The sequence below is a fragment of the Lactobacillus sp. ESL0233 genome (assembly GCF_003692995.1).
Taxonomy (GTDB): Bacteria; Bacillota; Bacilli; order Lactobacillales; family Lactobacillaceae; genus Lactobacillus; species Lactobacillus bombicola.
The window spans coordinates 23,355-42,102 of record NZ_REHH01000008.1 but is presented as its reverse complement, the minus strand read 5'-3'; the positions used below and the strand labels follow the sequence as shown (position 1 = coordinate 42,102).

The 18,748-nt window shown below is 35.6% G+C and carries 28 protein-coding genes, 1 other RNA gene and 1 other annotated feature; all 29 genes read left to right on the top strand.

Translation table 11 applies throughout. From position 1 onward, the window contains the following. Nucleotides 1–183 precede the first annotated feature (183 nt). Nucleotides 184–756, top strand: a complete 573-nt coding sequence (locus F5ESL0233_RS06240; protein ID WP_122059304.1) for a sigma factor — start codon at nucleotides 184–186, stop codon at nucleotides 754–756. Between the two features lie 64 nt (nucleotides 757–820). After that, a complete protein-coding gene (locus tag F5ESL0233_RS06235) occupies nucleotides 821–1,039 on the top strand; it encodes a hypothetical protein (RefSeq protein WP_090093802.1) in 219 nt (72 codons plus the stop codon). Nucleotides 1,040–1,177: 138 nt separating this feature from the next. Further along, entirely contained in the window at nucleotides 1,178–1,327 is a 150-nt protein-coding gene (gene rpmG / locus F5ESL0233_RS06230; protein ID WP_118895935.1) for a 50S ribosomal protein L33, read from the top strand. A 6-nt stretch (nucleotides 1,328–1,333) separates the two neighbouring features. After that, a complete protein-coding gene (gene secE, locus F5ESL0233_RS06225) occupies nucleotides 1,334–1,504 on the top strand; it encodes a preprotein translocase subunit SecE (protein ID WP_090093804.1) in 171 nt (56 codons plus the stop codon). 99 nt (nucleotides 1,505–1,603) lie between these two features. After that, nucleotides 1,604–2,152: a transcription termination/antitermination protein NusG gene (gene nusG / locus F5ESL0233_RS06220; RefSeq protein ID WP_090093805.1), complete on the top strand. Its 549-nt coding sequence runs from the start codon at nucleotides 1,604–1,606 to the stop codon at nucleotides 2,150–2,152. A 125-nt stretch (nucleotides 2,153–2,277) separates the two neighbouring features. After that, nucleotides 2,278–2,703, top strand: a complete 426-nt coding sequence (gene rplK / locus F5ESL0233_RS06215) for a 50S ribosomal protein L11 (RefSeq protein ID WP_090093806.1) — start codon at nucleotides 2,278–2,280, stop codon at nucleotides 2,701–2,703. Nucleotides 2,704–2,774: 71 nt separating this feature from the next. Then, entirely contained in the window at nucleotides 2,775–3,467 is a 693-nt protein-coding gene (gene rplA, locus F5ESL0233_RS06210; RefSeq protein ID WP_090093808.1) for a 50S ribosomal protein L1, read from the top strand. Nucleotides 3,468–3,606: 139 nt separating this feature from the next. Further along, on the top strand, nucleotides 3,607–4,473 hold the full coding sequence (locus tag F5ESL0233_RS06205) for a phosphate ABC transporter substrate-binding protein (RefSeq protein ID WP_122022085.1): 867 nt from the start codon (nucleotides 3,607–3,609) through the stop codon (nucleotides 4,471–4,473). A 2-nt stretch (nucleotides 4,474–4,475) separates the two neighbouring features. Further along, nucleotides 4,476–5,468, top strand: a complete 993-nt coding sequence (gene pstC / locus F5ESL0233_RS06200; RefSeq protein ID WP_122022084.1) for a phosphate ABC transporter permease subunit PstC — start codon at nucleotides 4,476–4,478, stop codon at nucleotides 5,466–5,468. 7 nt (nucleotides 5,469–5,475) lie between these two features. Then, on the top strand, nucleotides 5,476–6,369 hold the full coding sequence (gene pstA / locus F5ESL0233_RS06195; RefSeq protein ID WP_122059302.1) for a phosphate ABC transporter permease PstA: 894 nt from the start codon (nucleotides 5,476–5,478) through the stop codon (nucleotides 6,367–6,369). A gap of 9 nt (nucleotides 6,370–6,378) precedes the next feature. Beyond that, nucleotides 6,379–7,179, top strand: a complete 801-nt coding sequence (gene pstB / locus F5ESL0233_RS06190; RefSeq protein WP_090093816.1) for a phosphate ABC transporter ATP-binding protein PstB — start codon at nucleotides 6,379–6,381, stop codon at nucleotides 7,177–7,179. Between the two features lie 12 nt (nucleotides 7,180–7,191). Beyond that, on the top strand, nucleotides 7,192–7,947 hold the full coding sequence (gene pstB / locus F5ESL0233_RS06185; protein WP_090093818.1) for a phosphate ABC transporter ATP-binding protein PstB: 756 nt from the start codon (nucleotides 7,192–7,194) through the stop codon (nucleotides 7,945–7,947). A 19-nt stretch (nucleotides 7,948–7,966) separates the two neighbouring features. Next, nucleotides 7,967–8,635 (top strand): phosphate signaling complex protein PhoU, encoded by a 669-nt coding sequence (phoU, locus tag F5ESL0233_RS06180; protein WP_122059301.1) that lies wholly within the window; start codon nucleotides 7,967–7,969, stop codon nucleotides 8,633–8,635. 32 nt (nucleotides 8,636–8,667) lie between these two features. After that, nucleotides 8,668–8,793 (top strand) — a sequence feature (ribosomal protein L10 leader region). A gap of 34 nt (nucleotides 8,794–8,827) precedes the next feature. After that, the gene (rplJ, locus tag F5ESL0233_RS06175) at nucleotides 8,828–9,337 is read left to right on the top strand and encodes a 50S ribosomal protein L10 (protein WP_118895930.1); all 510 of its coding nucleotides are present in this window, start codon (nucleotides 8,828–8,830) and stop codon (nucleotides 9,335–9,337) included. A 48-nt stretch (nucleotides 9,338–9,385) separates the two neighbouring features. Continuing rightward, nucleotides 9,386–9,748, top strand: coding sequence for a 50S ribosomal protein L7/L12 (gene rplL, locus F5ESL0233_RS06170; RefSeq protein ID WP_090093824.1), 363 nt, complete (start codon nucleotides 9,386–9,388; stop codon nucleotides 9,746–9,748). A gap of 214 nt (nucleotides 9,749–9,962) precedes the next feature. After that, nucleotides 9,963–10,583, top strand: coding sequence for a class I SAM-dependent methyltransferase (locus tag F5ESL0233_RS06165; protein WP_122059299.1), 621 nt, complete (start codon nucleotides 9,963–9,965; stop codon nucleotides 10,581–10,583). Next, the gene (gene tadA, locus F5ESL0233_RS06160) at nucleotides 10,583–11,113 is read left to right on the top strand and encodes a tRNA adenosine(34) deaminase TadA (protein WP_118906984.1); all 531 of its coding nucleotides are present in this window, start codon (nucleotides 10,583–10,585) and stop codon (nucleotides 11,111–11,113) included. Before F5ESL0233_RS06165 ends, tadA begins: the two co-directional genes overlap by 1 nt. Before the next feature lie 28 nt (nucleotides 11,114–11,141). Continuing rightward, nucleotides 11,142–11,235, top strand: an RNA gene (gene ffs / locus F5ESL0233_RS06155) — signal recognition particle sRNA small type. Between the two features lie 55 nt (nucleotides 11,236–11,290). Beyond that, entirely contained in the window at nucleotides 11,291–13,081 is a 1,791-nt protein-coding gene (dnaX, locus tag F5ESL0233_RS06150) for a DNA polymerase III subunit gamma/tau (RefSeq protein ID WP_122059297.1), read from the top strand. A 14-nt stretch (nucleotides 13,082–13,095) separates the two neighbouring features. Next, nucleotides 13,096–13,425: a YbaB/EbfC family nucleoid-associated protein gene (locus tag F5ESL0233_RS06145; RefSeq protein WP_122059296.1), complete on the top strand. Its 330-nt coding sequence runs from the start codon at nucleotides 13,096–13,098 to the stop codon at nucleotides 13,423–13,425. Then, a complete protein-coding gene (gene recR, locus F5ESL0233_RS06140) occupies nucleotides 13,426–14,025 on the top strand; it encodes a recombination mediator RecR (RefSeq protein ID WP_118895926.1) in 600 nt (199 codons plus the stop codon). After that, a complete protein-coding gene (locus F5ESL0233_RS06135) occupies nucleotides 14,025–14,255 on the top strand; it encodes a YaaL family protein (RefSeq protein WP_122059294.1) in 231 nt (76 codons plus the stop codon). Before recR ends, F5ESL0233_RS06135 begins: the two co-directional genes overlap by 1 nt. A gap of 103 nt (nucleotides 14,256–14,358) precedes the next feature. Beyond that, entirely contained in the window at nucleotides 14,359–15,006 is a 648-nt protein-coding gene (tmk, locus tag F5ESL0233_RS06130) for a dTMP kinase (RefSeq protein WP_122059293.1), read from the top strand. A 5-nt stretch (nucleotides 15,007–15,011) separates the two neighbouring features. Beyond that, nucleotides 15,012–15,335 carry a cyclic-di-AMP receptor gene (locus tag F5ESL0233_RS06125; RefSeq protein ID WP_118895924.1) on the top strand — a complete coding sequence of 108 codons (324 nt, stop codon included), beginning with the start codon at nucleotides 15,012–15,014 and terminating at the stop codon, nucleotides 15,333–15,335. Beyond that, the gene (locus F5ESL0233_RS06120) at nucleotides 15,336–16,196 is read left to right on the top strand and encodes a DNA polymerase III subunit delta (RefSeq protein WP_122059291.1); all 861 of its coding nucleotides are present in this window, start codon (nucleotides 15,336–15,338) and stop codon (nucleotides 16,194–16,196) included. Between the two features lie 11 nt (nucleotides 16,197–16,207). Further along, complete coding sequence (gene yabA, locus F5ESL0233_RS06115) at nucleotides 16,208–16,543, top strand: DNA replication initiation control protein YabA (protein WP_090093887.1); 336 nt, start codon at nucleotides 16,208–16,210, stop codon at nucleotides 16,541–16,543. 12 nt (nucleotides 16,544–16,555) lie between these two features. Beyond that, on the top strand, nucleotides 16,556–17,416 hold the full coding sequence (rsmI, locus tag F5ESL0233_RS06110; RefSeq protein ID WP_090093843.1) for a 16S rRNA (cytidine(1402)-2'-O)-methyltransferase: 861 nt from the start codon (nucleotides 16,556–16,558) through the stop codon (nucleotides 17,414–17,416). A 9-nt stretch (nucleotides 17,417–17,425) separates the two neighbouring features. Beyond that, entirely contained in the window at nucleotides 17,426–18,163 is a 738-nt protein-coding gene (locus tag F5ESL0233_RS06105; protein WP_090093844.1) for an acyl-[acyl-carrier-protein] thioesterase, read from the top strand. A gap of 57 nt (nucleotides 18,164–18,220) precedes the next feature. Further along, nucleotides 18,221–18,739, top strand: coding sequence for a folate family ECF transporter S component (locus F5ESL0233_RS06100; RefSeq protein ID WP_122059289.1), 519 nt, complete (start codon nucleotides 18,221–18,223; stop codon nucleotides 18,737–18,739). Nucleotides 18,740–18,748 lie beyond the last annotated feature (9 nt).

The window sequence follows — 18,748 nt, the reverse complement described above, 5'->3', positions numbered from 1 at the left end:
ACGGGTAATTAATTTTAGAACTTTGTAAAGTAAAACTCAGCTAATATTTCACATGGGAAAATGGTTGTGGCTAGTAAAAAAGCTTTTGAAAAATAATGAGAACAATAAACTAAAGTTCGCTATTTATCTTTTTAAAAACTACGTATTCTGCATTCAAAAATTAAAAATTAAGGAGATAAGAAAATGCAGAAGTTTACGGATAATCTAGCCGAAGAAGCTACTTTAATTAACCAAGTTAAGAATGGCAAAGAAGATGCCCTGAAAAAATTGTATATTCGGTATCACCCACTTGTTAATAGCATTATTAACAAATATTACTTGCGCTGCTATGACAAACAGGATTGGGAACAAGATGCACTTTTTATTTGTTATCAATCAGCGATTAGCTACGTCGATGGCAAAGGTAAATTTGCCAGTTATTATAAGACCAGATTGACTAATCATGCTAAAACATTAGTTCGTTATGAAAATGCCTATCGTCGACGTGCTCTTACCCAGTCGATCTCGATTGAAAAGGCAGTTGCCAGTGGGCTGCGTCCTTTACAGGTAAATCAAGTTAGTCCAAGTGAAGTTCCTTTAAATGATCAATTAGCCGAGATAATTGATCATTTATCAGATTTAGAAGGGCTAGCTTTGTTAGTTGTTTTAGGAATTGTGCCGCAAGAAGAAGTATTGGCCAATTTAAAGATTGAAAAAAAATCTCTTATAAGAGCTAAGTCTCGTTTGGCGCAAAAGATGCGTTACCATTTATTGTAATAGTGACTACTAAATAAAAAGATGTATAATGAATCCTTAGAAAATATGTGGAAAGGTATGTAAGATGACAGAGGAGTTAAGCAAATCAACTTTATTAAACCAACCAATGAAAGAAGTATTTGATTGGAGCGACTTGGAACTTTCCGTTAGAGATGTTCTCTGGGATTATTTGCTGGAAAAAGATGGCAGAGATGCTATCAAGGCCGAGGAAGACATGCTTTATTTTTTAAATGTTGGTGATGACAAAATAAAATTATTCTTAACTGAAAATCTTAAAAAGTAGATTTTTAATTAATTAATTTGCTAATAATTAGTACTTAGACTCTGTTTTAGGTTAAAATAGCTAAATGGCGTAGAAGTATTAAATTAATTGCTTAAGAAAAAAATGTTTGCTAAAATACAATAGTTTGGAAGTGAGATTATGGCAGTGAAAAAAGCAGCTTTAGCTTGTAGCCGTTGTGGCTCGCGTAATTACTCAATCACGGCAAGTAAAAATCGCACTCAGCGACTTGAATTGAATAAATTTTGTAAGCATTGCAGTAAAATGACTTTACATAAAGAAACGAGGTAAGAAGTAGTGATTAAGTTTTTTAAAAGTGTTGTTGAAGAAATGAAACTGGTTACTTGGCCATCTGCCAAGCAGAATCGTCACGATACGGGAACTGTGATTGTTACTTCAATTTTGTTTGCCACTTATTTAGGTTTGTTAGACTTATTGTTTAGCAGTTTGACACAAATAGTGATGTAATGGCATAGATTTGCTAATCGTGTTATAATGCATATAATTAAAGAAACCTCTAGTGCAGAGGTTTTTTTCTTTGCCAAAAATAAAAGGAGAATTTTAATAATGGTTGAAACAACTAAAAAACAATGGTACGTTCTGCATACGTATTCTGGATATGAAGACAAAGTTAAATCTGACTTGCTTTCACGGGCACAAAGCATGGGGATGCAGGATTATATTTTTCGGGTAATGGTTCCTGAACAAGAGAAAATTGAAAAAGTTAATGATAAGAAAAAAGAAGTTGAAGAAAAAATCTTTCCAGGCTATGTATTAGTGGAAATGGTTATGACAGATGAAAGTTGGTTTGTTGTACGAAATACCCCTAATGTCACTGGTTTTGTTGGTTCTCATGGTGGGGGATCTAAGCCATCACCATTACTTGATGAAGAAGTAAATCGTCTGTTGCGGCAACAGGGTGAACCAGCCAAGCGTCCGCAAATTGATTTTGAAGTTGGTGAAACAGTTACCATTATTGATGGAGCTTTTAATGGAGTTGAAGGTAAAATTACAGAAATTCAACCGGATAAGTACAAACTTTTTGTTTCGGTTGATATGTTTGGCCGGGCAACTACAACTGAATTAGATTATGATCAGGTAAAGAAAATCAGTTAAAATTATCTCAATTATTGCAAATCAACTTAAACGATGTTACGCTATTAACGTAGTTTTATTATTGTGGGAGGAAGAGTAGATGCTCTTCCATTTTAACCGCACACGGAATCAAGGAGGTTTTGACCGTGGCAAAAAAAGTTATTAACGTTGTCAAATTACAAATACCAGCTGGTGCTGCAACACCTGCTCCTCCAGTTGGTCCTGCTTTAGGTCAAGCTGGAATTAACATTGTTGGCTTTACCAAAGACTTCAATGCTAGAACTGCTGATCAAAAAGGCATGATTATCCCTGTAGTCATCACAGTTTACGAAGATCGTTCATTTGAATTCGTGACTAAGACTCCACCTGCTCCAGTACTTTTGAAGCAAGCAGCTAAAATTGATAAGGCATCTGGCGAACCTAACACCAAGAAGGTTGGTAAGGTTACTAAAGATCAAGTTAAGGAAATCGCTGAAACTAAGATGAAGGACCTTAATGCTGCTGATATCGAAGCTGCTATGCGGATGATTGAAGGTACTGCTAGAAGTATGGGTATCGAAGTCGAAGACTAATCCTGTTATTTATAACAATTTAGGTGGGAGAGCCTTAGGCTTGCTTGACCACATATTAAGGAGGAAATCACATGCCAAAGCATGGTAAAAAATATTTAGAAGCTGCTAAAAAAGTAGATTCAAAGAAATTGTATTCGGTCGCTGAAGCAATGAAGCTAGTTAAAGAAACTTCATATGCAGGCTTTGATGCTTCAGTTGAAGTTTCATACAATTTAAGTGTCGATCCTAAACAAGCAGATCAACAGATTCGTGGTTCAATTGTTTTGCCTAATGGTACCGGTAAAACGCAAAAAGTGATTGTTTTTGCTGAAGGTGCTCAAGCTGAGCAAGCTAAAGCAGCTGGAGCTGATGAAGTTGGCTCTGATGACTTGGTAGAAAAAGTACAAAACGGTTACTTAGATTTTGATGTTGTTGTTGCTACCCCAACTATGATGGCCAAAGTAGGTCGCTTAGGTAGAGTTTTAGGACCTAAAGGATTAATGCCTAACCCTAAGACCGGAACTGTAACAATGGATGTTGAAAAAGCAGTTAAGAATGTTAAGGCTGGTCAAGTAGAATATCGTGTTGACCGTCAAGCTTCGATTCATGCTGCAATTGGTAAAGTTTCATTTACTGATGAACAATTGATTGAAAACTTTGATGCTTTGCGTGACGTTATTTTGCGTGCGCGTCCATCAGCTGCCAAAGGTCAATATGTTAAGAGTGTAGCAGTTGCTGCAACTTTTGGCCCTGGAATTAAATTGGATCCACTAAATTTGGATTAATTTGAATAAATAATAAAGACAACTTTGCCGCTTAGCAAGTTGTCTTTTTTTACTTAATTTTAAGTAATTATGATTGGTTGATTGTTCAAGTTTTGATAAACTAAAATTGAAATTAAAATATTTAATTGAGGAATTTATAATGCGAAAAAGTAATTTTGTCCAACTGCTGGCCTGCTGTTTGTTAGTGCCGCTTTTTTTAGTTGGTTGCAGCAAAAACGGTCAAAAAATCACTATAGTTGGTTCTAGTGCCCTGCAACCGCTCATCGAGCAAGCAGGTAATGATTATCATCTGGCTCACCTTAATAGTAATATTGTTGTACAAGGTGGCGGTTCAGGTACTGGCTTGAGCCAGGTTCAAGCAGGAGCAGTTGAAGTGGGTACTTCAGATGTTTTTGCTGAGACACAAAAGGGAATCGATGCCCAAAAATTAAAGGATTATCCTGTAGCAATAGTGGGGATAGTTCCAATTGCTAATAAAGCTGTGGGCATTAAGAATTTGTCAAAAAAACAATTAGCTGATATCTTTACTGGTAAAATAAAAAATTGGCATGAGGTTGGCGGAAAAAATTTACCAATCATTGTAATTAACCGCTCGCGTGGTAGTGGGACAAGGTCAACTTTTGAGGATCTAATACTTAATGGTAAAGATGCAGTCAATTCACAAGAACAAGATTCCAATGGCAGTGTTAAAAAAATTGTTAATTCTACCCCAGGAACAATTTCTTATATTTCCTTTCCTTACGCTAATGATCAAAATATTCAAAAGATAAGTATTAATCATGTTGTGCCTGATAATAAGAATATTCCTTCCAATAAGTGGCCATTGTGGTCATATGAACATATGTATACTAAGGGCAAGCCTAATAAGGCAACAGCGGCCTTCATTGATTACGTATTGAGCCCAAAGGTACAAAAAGAAGTAGTACCAAAAATTGGTTATTTAAGTATAAATGAAATGAAAGTTGTTCGTGACAGTCAAAATAAAGTTTCAAAGATAAGGAATTAACTATGGTAAAAAAAGAACAGGATTTGCAAAAGGTTGTTGAAAAAGCAATCTCGGCGCAAAAGGTTCCACATGTTAAATTTAAGGGAATCGATCCCAGAAATATTGATGTAGCACGACTGACTAAGCCATCAAAAGAAACTCGACAAGAACGCTGGGGAAAAGGGTTGACCTTTTTAGCAATTATTTTAATTGTAATTTTAATTATTGCTATTATTGGCTTTGTTGGTAGTCATGGCTTAGCTACTTTTTTCAATGATAAAGTTAATATATTCAAATTTTTATTTTCATCTGATTGGAATCCTAGTGCAGGAAAAGATCATGTCGGGGCAGCCGCGATGATTGTTACTTCTTTTGCAGTAACACTTTTAGCAGCTTTAATTGCCACCCCGTTTTCAGTGGCTGTAGCACTATTTATGACAGAATATGTTTCTCATAAGCGGGCAAATTTATTGCAATCTGTGATTGAACTGTTAGTTGGTATTCCATCTGTTGTTTATGGCTTTTTAGGGTTAACGGTGGTAGTACCGTTGATTAGAACAATTTTTGGTGGTACTGGTTTTGGCATTTTAACTGCAACTTTAGTTTTATTTGTTATGGTTTTGCCAACGATTACTTCACTTACCGTTGACGCTTTTAAAGCGGTGCCCAAAGAGCTACGTAAATCATCAGCAGCTTTAGGAGCAACTAAATGGCAAACTATTTATCATGTTGTCTTACGGGCGGCAAGAAGTAGAATAATGACGGCAATTATATTTGGAATGGCTCGGGCTTTTGGCGAAGCACTAGCTGTACAAATGGCAATTGGGAATGCTGTATTGATGCCGTTTAATTTGGTTAGCCCAGCAGCTACTTTAACTAGTCAATTAACCAGTCAAATGGGTAACACAGTAATGGGAACTTTACCTAATAATGCATTATGGTCACTAGCTTTGTTGTTATTAGTGATGTCTTTATTTTTCAATTTCTTAGTACACTTAATTGGAAAGAAGGGCTAGTGTTATTATGAATTCAAAAAGAAATAATCAAATTGCTACCGGAGTAATTTATTTTTTAGTTGCCATCGTAATTTTGTTATTAATTGGTATTATTGGTAATATTATATTTTCAGGGATATCACACTTATCTTGGCAGTTTTTAACCTCCAGTTCTTCTTCTTTTGAAGCTGGGGGAGGAATTAGAGATCAACTGTTTAATTCACTTTATTTGCTACTATTAACTTTAATTATTTCGCTACCAATTGCACTGGGGGCAGCGATTTACCTTGCCGAGTACGCAGTCAATAATTGGCTAACGCAATTAATTAGAACTACAATTGAAATTTTGAGTTCTTTACCATCGATAGTTGTTGGCTTATTTGGTTATTTAGTATTTGTAGTGCAATTTGGGTTAGGTTTTTCTATTATTTCTGGTGCGCTTGCCTTAACCTTTTTCAATTTACCAATTTTAACAAGTAATATTGAAGAAGCAATTAAAGGTGTACCGCAGACCCAACGTGAAGCAGGTTGGGCTTTGGGACTATCAAATTGGAAAACTATTCGAGGAATTGTAATTCCTGCCGCTTTACCCGGAATAATCACTGGGGTAATTTTAAGTGCAGGACGTGTTTTTGGTGAAGCAGCAGCTTTAATTTATACAGCAGGTCAAAGTGGCTCGACAGTCGACTACTCAAACTGGAATATGTTCAGCCCTACTAGTTTTTTAAATGTAATGCGTCCCGCTGAAACACTGGCTGTTCATATTTGGAAAGTTAATACAGAAGGAATTATTCCAGATGTAAATGTTGTTTCAGCAGCTACTTCCGCTCTATTAGTAATTGTGGTAATTATATTTAATTTTGGTGCTCGGGCACTAGGTAATTATCTGTATAAACGATTAACTGGGGCTAAGATAAAATAAGGAACTTCTATGGAAAATTGGCAAAATCAACCTAACTATATTAAAACTTTTGATGAAGACGAGTGTGCTATTTATACACAAGATTTGAGTGTATTTTATGGCGGTACAATTCAAAAACTGTTTGATGTTAGTTTGGGCTTTAAAAAAAATACAATCACAGCACTTATTGGTGCTTCAGGATCAGGTAAATCGACATTTTTACGTTCACTTAATCGCATGAATGATCAGGTTGCTAGAGTTGATGGTAGTATAATTTTTCATGATCTTGATGTGAACCAAAAGAAGATTAATGTTTATGAATTACGTAAGACAATTGGAATGGTTTTTCAAAAACCTAATCCTTTTCCCAAATCAATTAAAGATAATATTATCTATGCTTTAAAAGCAAACGGGCAGCATGATAAAGCTACTTTGGAACAATTAGTTGAAGAAAGTTTGCGGGCAGCTGCTCTGTGGGATGAGGTTAAGGATAAATTAGACCAAAGCGCATTAGCCCTTTCTGGTGGACAACAGCAGCGGTTATGTATTGCTCGGGCGATTGCCCTAAAGCCTGAAATTTTGCTTTTGGATGAACCAGCAAGTGCATTAGATCCAGTTTCAACAGCTAAACTAGAGGATACGTTAAAGCAGTTGCGAGAAAAATATACGATGGTTATGGTTACACACAATATGCAGCAGGCATCAAGGATCAGTGAATATACTGCTTTCTTTCATTTAGGCCATGCACTTGAATATGACACCACCTCTAATATTTTTACTAATCCGCAGGGTTCAATCACAGAAAAATATATCCAAGGTAGTTTTGGCTAAAGGAGCAAGCGTATGAAAAATGTCATGGAAGCGCAAAATGTTAAATTGAGCTATGGAAAATATGAAGCCTTACATGGTATAACTTTAAAATTTCCAGCCCAAAAATTAACAGCATTAATTGGTCCATCTGGATGTGGTAAGTCGACTTTCTTACGTTGCTTAAATCGCATGAATGATGATATCGATAATATTAAAATTAGTGGCAAAATTTTGTTAGAAGATAAGGATATTTATCATACTCATCTTGATTTAGTTTCTTTGCGAAAAAAAGTTGGGATGGTTTTTCAACAGCCAACCCCTTTTCCGTTTTCAGTTTTTGATAACGTAGCTTATGGTCTGAGAGTAGCTGGAGTTAAAGATAAAACTGTAATTGAGCAGCGAGTTGAAGAAAGTTTAAAGCAAGCTGCAATTTGGGAAGAAACTAAAGATAATTTACAGCGAAATGCTCAAGAATTTTCTGGTGGGCAGCAACAAAGAATTTGTATTGCTCGTGCTTTGGCAGTTAGACCAGAAGTGGTTTTGCTTGATGAACCGACTTCCGCATTAGATCCAATTTCAAGTGCAGAAATTGAAGAAACTTTAATGGGACTAAAGAAAAAATATACTTTTATTATGGTGACTCATAACTTGCAACAAGCTAGTCGCGTTTCAGATCAAGTGGCGTTTCTAATGAATGGTGAATTAATTGAATCTGGTTCAACTGAAGCAATGTTTTTGGCACCTAAAAAAGAAATTACAAGTAATTATCTAAATGGTCGGTTCGGTTAATATATAGGAGTAAGTTTTTATGCATGAAATATTTTTAGATGAACTAAAAAAATTAAATACCAGATTTATGGAAATGGGTGTACTAGTTAATGATTTAATTGACAAAGGAACCCGATCATTTGTGGCCCATGATAAAATGATGGCCCAAGAAATGATTGAAGAAGATAAAGAAGTGGCCAAAGAAGCAATTAGAATTGAAAAAAAAGCTTTAGACTTAATGGCCTTGCAGCAACCAGTTGCAACTGATTTTCGGGTAGTAATTAGTATTCTTAAAGCAGCTACAGACCTTGAAAGAATTGGTGAGAATGCTAACAGTATAGCGGTAGAGACTGTACGGGTTAAAGGTAATCCGCGTATCTCAGAAGTCGAAGAAATTATTTCACGGATGACTCATCAGGTGCGTTCAATGCTAATCAAGGTTCTAACAGCTTATGTGCAAGAAGATGAAAAGACTGCGCGTGAAATGGTTGAAGGTCATAAAGAAGTTTATGATGATTATAAGAAAGCCCGAAAAATGATTATTGATGGGGTTGAACAAGATCCCAACGTTGCTGTTGCTTCAGCTAGTTACTTTGTGATTATTCGTTTACTTGAAAGAATTAGTGACCATATAGTTAATATTGCCAATTGGGTAATTTATAAGGTTTCTGGTGAATTATTTGAACTAATTGAGAATAAAAATAATTGATAGCTTGCTTTTGCAATGTAAGCCTGCTATACTATTGAAAGTAAATTCTACCTAAGACGCGGGTGGTCTAGTGCCTTAATTTCCCGCCGAGGCCAGAAGATGATGAAGATTTTTAAAACTCCATGTCTTGCTTGGCATGGAGTTTTTAGGCCTTATGGAATTTATTAATGAATTTGATGGAGGTGAATTCGTTTGAGTAAAGCTGCTATTGCTGAAAAAGAAAAGTTTGTTAATGCATTTGCTGAAGAACTTAAAGCTGCCAAAGCTGTTTTGGTGATTAATTACCTTGGCTTAACTGTTGAAGAAGTTACTAACATGCGTCAAGAACTTCGTGCTAATGATGTTAAGATGAAGGTTATTAAGAATACTTACTTAAGACGTGCGGCTGCTAAGGCGGGCATTGAAGGTCTTGAAGACACTTTTGTTGGACCAACAGCTGTTGTTTACACTGATAATGCAGATAATATTACTGAGCCTGCTCGAATTGTTGCTAAGTATGAGAAGGACTTTGATGTTATTGACATTAAGGGTGGTGTGCTTGAAGGTAAGATAACTTCTAAAGAAGAAATCCAGGCTCTTGCTGCTATCCCAGGTCGCGAAGGCTTGCTTTCAATGCTTGTTTCTGTATTACAAGCACCTGTGCGCAATTTCGCATATGCTGTTAAAGCTGTTGCTGATTCAAAGGATGAATCTGCAGAATAAATAAAATAATTTTTTTCTAAATATTAAAATTTCGGAGGATACATAAGTATGGCTTTAGATACTGAAAAGATTATTGAAGACTTAAAGAGTGCTTCAATTCTTGAATTAAATGACCTTGTAAAGGCTATTGAAGATGAATTTGGCGTTTCAGCTGCTGCTCCAGTTGCTGTAGCTGGTGCTGCTGGTGAAGCTGAAGCTAAGTCAAGCTATGATGTAGAATTGACTAGTGCAGGCCAAGAAAAGGTTAAGGTTATTAAGGTTGTCCGTGATATTACTGGACTTGGCCTTAAGGACTCAAAAGATCTTGTTGATGGCGCACCTAAGAACGTTAAGGAAGGCGTTTCTGAAGATGAAGCTAACGACATTAAGGCTAAACTTGAAGAAGTTGGCGCTTCTGTAACTTTGAAATAGTTACAGTCCCAACTGGACAAGTTAAAATGAGCACGTATTTGCAATTTGCAGATGCGTGCTCTTATTTTTTATTGATAAGTAACTGCTGTAATTTATATTAAAAGCAGAGCAGATTAATTTTATGGTAATAGTCTCAATTATGATTTCACTTTTCAAAAAGCCTAATCAACGATAGAATAATTTCAATAAGATTAAAGTTAGAGATGAGTAAGTGATGACTGAGCAAAAAAATCAAATGTATTATGCGGCTAATCCGACTACGGAGCATGATGAACACATAGTTGACTATCATGTTGCTGGAATAGACCTAAAATTCACCACGGATGCAGGTGTTTTTTCAAAAATGCGGGTCGACTATGGTTCAGGTGCTTTAATTAAGCAGATGGCCCAAGTTTCTTTTCCCGCTAAAGGAATTTTAGATGTCGGAGCAGGTTATGGTCCGTTGGGCCTTTTTGCCGCGAAATTTTGGCCAGAGCAAACTGTGGAGATGATTGATGTCAATGAGCGCGGTTTGACGCTAGCAAAGAGAAATGCCGCCATGAATCAAATAAGCAATGTGGCAATTTATCAGTCTAATGTTTATGAGAAAATAGCTAATAACAAAAAATTTGGGCTAATTGTGACTAATCCGCCAATTCGTGCTGGTAAAAGTGTTGTTACCAGTATCTTATCGGGCGCTAAAAATCACCTGGTTAAAAATGGCAAAATTCTTGTTGTCATCCAAAAAAAGCAAGGTGAACCTAGTGCACGCAAGCTTTTAAAGGCTACTTTTGGTAATTGCACCATCTTGGACCGAGATAAAGGTTACTACATTTTGCAGGCGGTGAATAATTAATGTCTTTTTCAAGTGAAGAAAAGAAAAAGTACATGCAATTAGCCTTTGAGCAGGCAAATAAAGCGCAAGAAAAAGGTGAAGTTCCGATTGGTGCAATTTTAGTGGATCCAGCTGGTCAAGTTATTGGTAGCGGGTATAATCGGCGCGAACTTGATCAAGATGCTACGCAACATGCTGAAATGATGGCAATTAGGCAGGGATGTACTAAGCTAAACACTTGGCGATTAATCGATTGTAGCTTGTTTGTCACACTAGAACCATGCCCAATGTGTGCTGGGGCAATTATCAATTCCAGAATAAAAAGCGTCTACTTTGGTGCCTTGGATCCTAAAGCTGGTGCGGCAGGCAGTGTGGTTGACTTGTTTAGCATTAGTAAATTTAATCATCATCCTCGGGTTATTCGCGGCTTATACCGCGAAGAAGCTAGTCAAATGTTAAAGGATTTTTTTCGGGCAATCCGCCGGAAACAAAAATTAGCCAAAAAAGCTTTAAAAAATGATCAGGAAATCGGAAAAGATTCCGCAAATTAGTGGAAAAATTTAGTAAAATAAGTTATTATACTTTATGGGCAATGTTCGACCTCCAAAGCGTGTCAGGACCGGAAGGTAGCAGCACTAAGGTTGCTTGGACATGTGCCTTTTATTAGACATTTACAAACTCTTAACTCTTTCGAAGAGTTAAGAGTTTTTTACTAGGGAAGATTATCAATGGTTTATCAAGCTTTATACCGCAAATGGCGACCACGAACTTTTGACAGTGTAGTTGGTCAAGCAGATATTACAAATACTTTAAAAAACGCGATTAAGCGTGGTACCATTTCGCATGCTTTTCTTTTTGCTGGACCGCGGGGAACAGGGAAAACTTCGTGTGCAAAAATTTTTGCCAAAGCTTTAAATTGTACTAATCTCCAAGATGGCGAGCCCTGCAATGAATGTGCTAATTGTATTGCTGCTGATAAGGGTGCTATGGCTGATATCATGGAAATTGATGCTGCCTCAAATAATGGGGTTGACGAAATTCGTGAGATTCGTGATAAAGTAAAATATGCGCCAACGCAGGGTAAGTATAAGGTATATATTATTGATGAGGTTCACATGCTATCAATGGGGGCATTTAATGCACTATTGAAGACATTGGAAGAGCCACCTGAGCATGTAGTTTTTATTTTGGCAACAACCGAATTACAAAAAGTTCCTGCTACCATTATTTCTAGAACGCAGCGTTATAATTTTAAACGGATTACTAATCATGATCTTAAGCAACGGATGAAGTATATTCTTGAGCAAGAAAATATCAAATATGAAGATCGTGCCTTAAAGGTGATTGCTCAAGTTGCTGATGGTGGTATGCGGGATGCATTAAGTATCTTAGATCAATTATTAAGTTATGAACAAGATACAGTAAAATATGCTACTGCCTTAGAAATTACAGGTTTTGCTGCTAGAGAAACGATTGAACAAATTTTATTAGCAATTTTAAATAAGGATGCCGTTAAGGCAATAGAACTTGCCCATAAGCAGTTACAACAGGGTGCCAGCTCAAAAAATATTTTAGATGAGTTAATTGATTTGGCAACTAACTGTTTGTTAGTGCTCAAAACAGGGACTGATAATCATAGTAATTTTTGTAGTGAAACTTTCATTGAGCAAATTAAAGAATTTACAGTAGATAGCTATTTTGATCTGATAGTTTTTGCCAATAATGCTTTGACTAATTTGAGATATACTAATCAGCAACAAATCCCACTTGAAGTATTCATAGTTGAAAGTACTAGTCAAACTAGCTTAGGTGAAGCGAATAGCACTAATTCTGAAAAAAAATTAAGCGAAGAAATTTATGCTTTAAAAGAGCAAATGGTCGTTTTAAAGCAAAAAGTATCTTCCTTAAGTGAGACTACAACTAGCATTAATAGCAGCCGAGTCTACCATATTAATAGTGAAAATAATAGTGTGACGAAAAAGAGCAAGTCAGTCAAAGAAATTAAAAGCGTAAAAAGAGCGAAAAAGAGTGGGCACACTAGCCAACAGAATCGGCAACGTGTTTATCATGTTTTGGAAAATGCGACCAAACATGATTTGCAGACAATTAAAGATGTTTGGGCTGATTTACAGTCGGTTCTAGGTGTTTCACAAAGAGCTGTTCTTGAGGTCTTAGAGCCAGTAGCAGCGAGTCCAGACCAAGTTGTAATGAAATGCAAGTATACCCTTTGGTTTGAAAAAGCAAGTTCAGATGAAGATTTATTACAAATAATAACTAATCAAATTGCCAAGTCGACGCAACATAATTATGAAATTGTTTTAGTCCCAGATAAGGATTGGTTTACTGTTCGCAGTGAATTTTTACAAAGCCATCGGCAAGAGCTGGCAAATAAAAAAAAGCAGACTGATAGTCCCAAAAATAGTAGTAAAGAATTAAGTGAACTTAAGGATAAAACTGATATTGAAGTTGTTGCCAAAGCCAAAGACTTATTTGGTGAAGCAGTAAATATAAAAGATTAATAAAGGAGAAAAAGATGAGTAAAAGACCTAGTTTTGGTGGAATTGGTGGCATGAATATGCAACAAATGATGAAACAAGCTAAAAAGTTACAAGAGCAAATGACTCAAGAACAACAAAATCTCACTGAGCAAGAATTTACTGGTAGCTCGGTTGATGATTTAGTTGTGGCCACCTTTAGTGGTGATCGCCACTTAAAGGGGATTAAAATTAACAAAGATGCCATTGATCCAAATGATCCAGATATGTTACAAGACTTAGTGATTGATGCAGTTAATAAGGGATTAACAAAAATTGATGAGGCTACACAAGCTAGTTTAGGTAAGTACACGAAGGGTATGATTTAATTGCAATATCCAACACCAATTGCACATTTAATTGATTCTTATATGAAGTTGCCCGGAATTGGTGAAAAAACAGCAATTCGCTTAGCTTTTTATACACTTGATATGCCTGATGATGATGTTCATGATTTTAGTATTGCACTAAATGAAGTTAAAGCAAAATTGCATCGTTGTTCGATTTGCGGCAATATCACAGAGCACGACCCATGTGTAATTTGTAGCAATTCTGAGCGTGAGCAGTCAACGATTATGGTGGTTGAACAACCTAAAGATGTAATGGCTTTTGAAGAAATGGGCGAATATAGCGGTTTATATCATGTTTTACATGGTGTTTTATCGCCAATAGATGGGATTGGTCCAGAAGAAATCAACATTAAATCGCTTATTGTTCGCTTACAAAAACAAGACCAGGTTAAAGAAGTGATTTTAGCACTAAACTCAACGCCAGAAGGTGAAGCAACAGCGATGTATATTGGAAAGTTAATTAAGCCGGCTGGAATTAAAGTGACACGTTTGGCTGCAGGTCTTGCTGTAGGTAGTGATATTGAGTATGCAAATTCAATTACTTTAAAGCGGGCAGTACAAGGGAGAACATCAATTTAATGTCACAAAATAAAGTTAAAGAATTAGGCGATCAGCGATTAATAACTACTATTGAAAAATTACAAGCCGAAATTGCAGTAGAAAAAAGTTTAGATGCAACAACGCTTGATATGTCAGAAAATAATATAGTTGCAGGGAAAATTTTACTTGCTAAATATGCTTTTTTGTATGACGAGGCACGGTACCGAAACACAAGATTTAGTGGTTTTACCAATGCAATTTCAGAATAAAAAGTCCTTAATTATAGGACTTTTTTATTTTTGTTTAAATTAAAAGTACGTTAGGGTGTTCATATAGAACAAACTCTTGTAAAATAGACTTATGGGGAGTTTTATGAAAAGTTATTTTATCAGTTTTGAGGGGCCAGATGGGGCCGGAAAAAGTACAGTTTTAGAACATGTGGTCGCTAAAATTGCGCCACTCATCAAAACACAATATCTAGTAACACGTGAACCAGGCGGTTCACAAATTGCAGAAAAAATTCGGCAGATCATTTTAGATCCCGACAATGAAAAAATAAGTGCCAAAACAGAAGCGTTGCTATATGCAGCAGCTCGTAGTCAGCATATGGCAGAAACTATCATTCCAGCTCTTAAAGCAGGAAAAATTGTATTTTCGGATCGTTTTGTGGACAGTTCACTTGCATATCAGGGGGTTGGCCGTAATCTAGGAATTTCTGCTATTAAAGAAATTAATGATTTTGCTACTAGTAAAATTGAACCAGATTTAACAATTTTTTTAGACATCGAACCTAAAGTTGGTTTAGCTAGAATTGTAAAAAATCGTTCAATAAAAGTGGATCGCTTAGATCAAGAAGAATTAGTTTTTCATCAAAAAGTTTACCATGGTTACCTAAAACTTATTCAAGAAAATCCTGTACGGATTAAAATAGTTGATGCGCAAAAGCCACTTAATCAAGTGGTACAGGCTTGTACTAAAATTATTATAAATAGTTTACCAAAAGAATTATTAAAGGATTAAATATAATGAAACTAATAATTGCAATTGTTCAAAAAGAAGACGCTAATAAGTTACAACATGCCTTTGTTAAGGAAAGTATTCCAGTTACTAAATTATCAACTACCGGGGGTTTTTTAAGCGAAGGAAATACTACGTTTATGATTGGAGTTGATGAGCAACGTGTTAAAAAAGTTTTGCGCATCATTAAGGATGAATCAAAAGCACGCGAAGAGTATATGAACCCTAATATGATGATGACTGGTTTTGATGTGAGCCGGCAACCAGTTAAAATTACTGTGGGCGGTGCAACGTGTTTTGTGCTGTCAGTAGAAGAATTTAAGAAATTTTAAATGCTAGTTGATATTACTAATCCCGCTCAAAAACAAGTTGCTTTCTTAAGACGTACTTTTGAACAAGGGAAATTAGGCCATAGTTATCTGTTTATAGATATCAATGAACAAGAAGCAGTAAATACAGCCTATTGGCTTGCTTGCTTATCCAATTGCACTGGGATGGAAAAGCCGGATGGAACTTGCAAGAATTGCCAGCAAATCATTTCAGGTAATCATCCTGATGTTTTACTTATTGAACCTGAAAATAAGCAAAGTTTAAGTATTGATCAAATTCGTTTTTTAAAAGAAGAACTAGCTAAGAGCCCAGTTCAGAGCCCTATAAGGTTCTTTTTTATTAATCAGGCTGAAAAATTATCTCTTCCCGCTGCTAATGCGTTGCTCAATTTATTGGAAGAACCGATTGCACCAGTAGTTACAATTTTAATCGCAAATAATGTGAATCAAATCTTGCCAACAATTAAATCGCGAACGCAAATAATCAATTTTGTACCTAATTCACAAAATACTGATAGGAACGAAAAACTAATAGAACAAGGCTTTAGTCAAAATGAGCTTGAAGAACTTGACGATACAACAAATTTAGCAAAGTTGGGCAAATATTTTTACGAAGAAATGGTGGAGCAAAATCCACTAGCTTTAGTTAGCGCCCATCAACTTGCTGATACAGTCAAAAGTAGAGCAAAACAAGATTATTTATTGTTTTTATTAAAAGATTTAGCCCAAAAAGATATTGATAGTGGCAATTTGCAGTCAGGCGGCAAAATGTTAAAAGACCTCCTTAAAATAGATCAAATGCGTTGTAGTAATGTTAATTTTCGTAATCTTCTTGATTATCTGGCTTTGCAATGGAAACGGTAGGTGTGTAGATGGTGGATTCTTATTCAAAGTTACAACAACTTCATGAATCAATGGTCAGGATGACTAAGACAATTGAGAGTTTAGAAAACAGTATTTTAGATACACTTAAAGAAAATACTGAGCTAAAAGTAGAAAATCAATTACTTCGTGAAAAGATGGATAAATTAAATGCAGCCAATAATGGTTCAATCAAAAATCAAAGTGGTTTAGAATCGTTACGGCAAATTTATAACTCAGGCTACCACATTTGTAATATGTACTATGGATCGCATCGCGATCCTAGTTCAGATTGCATGTTTTGTTTAGATATTCTCGACAATTTTGGTGAGAAAAAGAAATCACGGTAAAGGATAGATTAGATGCAACGGCAAAGTAGTTATGACAAAGATGAAGGTAAACTTTATTTGGTACCGACTCCTATTGGAAATTTAGAAGACATCACAATTAGAGCAAAAAATATTTTACAAAATGCAGATTATATTGCAGCCGAAGATACAAGAACTAGTGGAATCTTATTAGAAAAAATTGGTGTTCACAATCGTATGTTAGCTTTTCATAAATATAATTCACAAGAACGGGCACCAGAATTAGTTAAGATGATGAAAGAAGGAGCAGTAATTGCTGAGATTAGCGATGCCGGTATGCCAGTTATTTCTGATCCAGGCTATATTTTGGTGCAGCATTGCATTGAAAATGATATTGCAGTAATCCCTTTACCTGGGGCATCAGCTTTTACAACAGCTTTAATTGCATCTGGCTTTGATGCACAGCCATTTACATATTATGGCTTTTTGCCACGAAAATTAGGTGAGCAACAGCCATTTTTTAACCAAATGAATGACGCACATGCAACTTCAATTTTTTATGAAGCACCGCATCGTTTATCTAAAACACTAGCTAATATGAAGACAGTTATTTCACCTGAGCGTAAAATTGTCGTTGCACGTGAATTAACTAAAATTCATGAAGAATTTATACGTGGCACACTTGAAGAAGTGACCAATTATTTTAAGCAAAATACTCCTCGAGGAGAATTTGTGATTTTGATATCGCCAAATTCTGACCAGCCCCAATCATTAACATGGCCTGAATTAATTGAATTAGTAGATAGACAAGTTAGTCTGGGTGAAAGCAAAAAGTCAGCTATTAAGCAAGTTGCAGCCATAAATAATGTATCTAAAAACGAATTATATGAGCGTTACCATCAAGAAAAATTATAGGTAGATCAAATGAAATATAGTGAAAAACATCAAGTAGAATTTTATGAATGTGATGAAAATGAAAATTTAAAATTACCAGCAATGATTGATTTAATGATGAGTGTTTCCGAACATCAGTTAAGTAGTGGAATTGCAAGTACTAATGCCTTAGCTAAAAAGGGACTTGGCTGGGTGGTAACGCAATATCATATCGAAATTAATCGCTTACCCAAACCAAACGAAGAAATTATTCTCTCGACTGAACCAGTAGGCTATAACCGCTTTTTAGAATATCGAAATTATCTTTTCAGTGATCAAAAAGGAAATGAACTAATTAATGTAGAAAGTGAATGGGTTTTGTTTGATTTAAAAAAGCGTAAATTAGTTTCGACTGATCAAGAAATGATGGCTGAAATTGGTATTCCTTTTTTGAAAAAATTGCCACGTTTTCCCCGATTAAGAGTTCAAGCAAAGTATGACAAAAAGCGGCAGTATCGGGTGTGCTATGATGATTTAGATACTAATCATCATATGACCAATGGGCACTATTTTAATTGGTTTATTGATATGTTTGATCGGGAATTTTTAAAGCAGCATGTAGCGAAAGTAATTGACATTAAGTTTAATTTAGAAGTCCGTTATGGTGATCTACCATATTCATGTATAACTACTGTTGATCATGAAAAAGAGATTAAGTCATATCATGCAATTAGTGATCAAGATCGAAATGACAAATCAGTTTGTGAAATATTATGGCGCAAGTTATAATATAATTTATGCTTTTTTATAAAAAACTAAATTAAATATGGAAAGAAAGTGCTGTGAATGCCAATAAAAAAAATGCTAGAGGTTGAATTGCGCGATTTGATTTTGTTGGGCATTATAGTTGCAATGAAAATTATTCTTGAGCGCTTTACTATTGGAACTAGCTTAGCTCATATTGGACTAGGTTTTATCGGTAGTGTCTTATTAGGTTATATGTTTGGTCCAGTTTGGGGTGCTGCTGGAGGTGGAATTGCTGATTTGGTTTCTTCAGCATTATTTGGCAATCAAGGGGGCTTTTTTATTGGCTTTACACTAAGTGCAATGGTAGGTCCATTTATTTATGGTTTATTCTTTTATCAAAAGCCAGTAAAAATATGGCGAATTATGGTTGCAGTATTATTAGTTTCAATTATTGTAAACGTAGGTATGAATACCTTATGGCTTCATTTTCTCTATAATGTAGACTATAAGGCAGCATTAGTTCAGCGAGCACCAATGGAAATAATAGTTCCCTGGGTTCAAATGATAGTGGTTTACTTTGTTTTAATGGCAATTTCACGCATCAAGATTAATCGATAATTTGAAAAA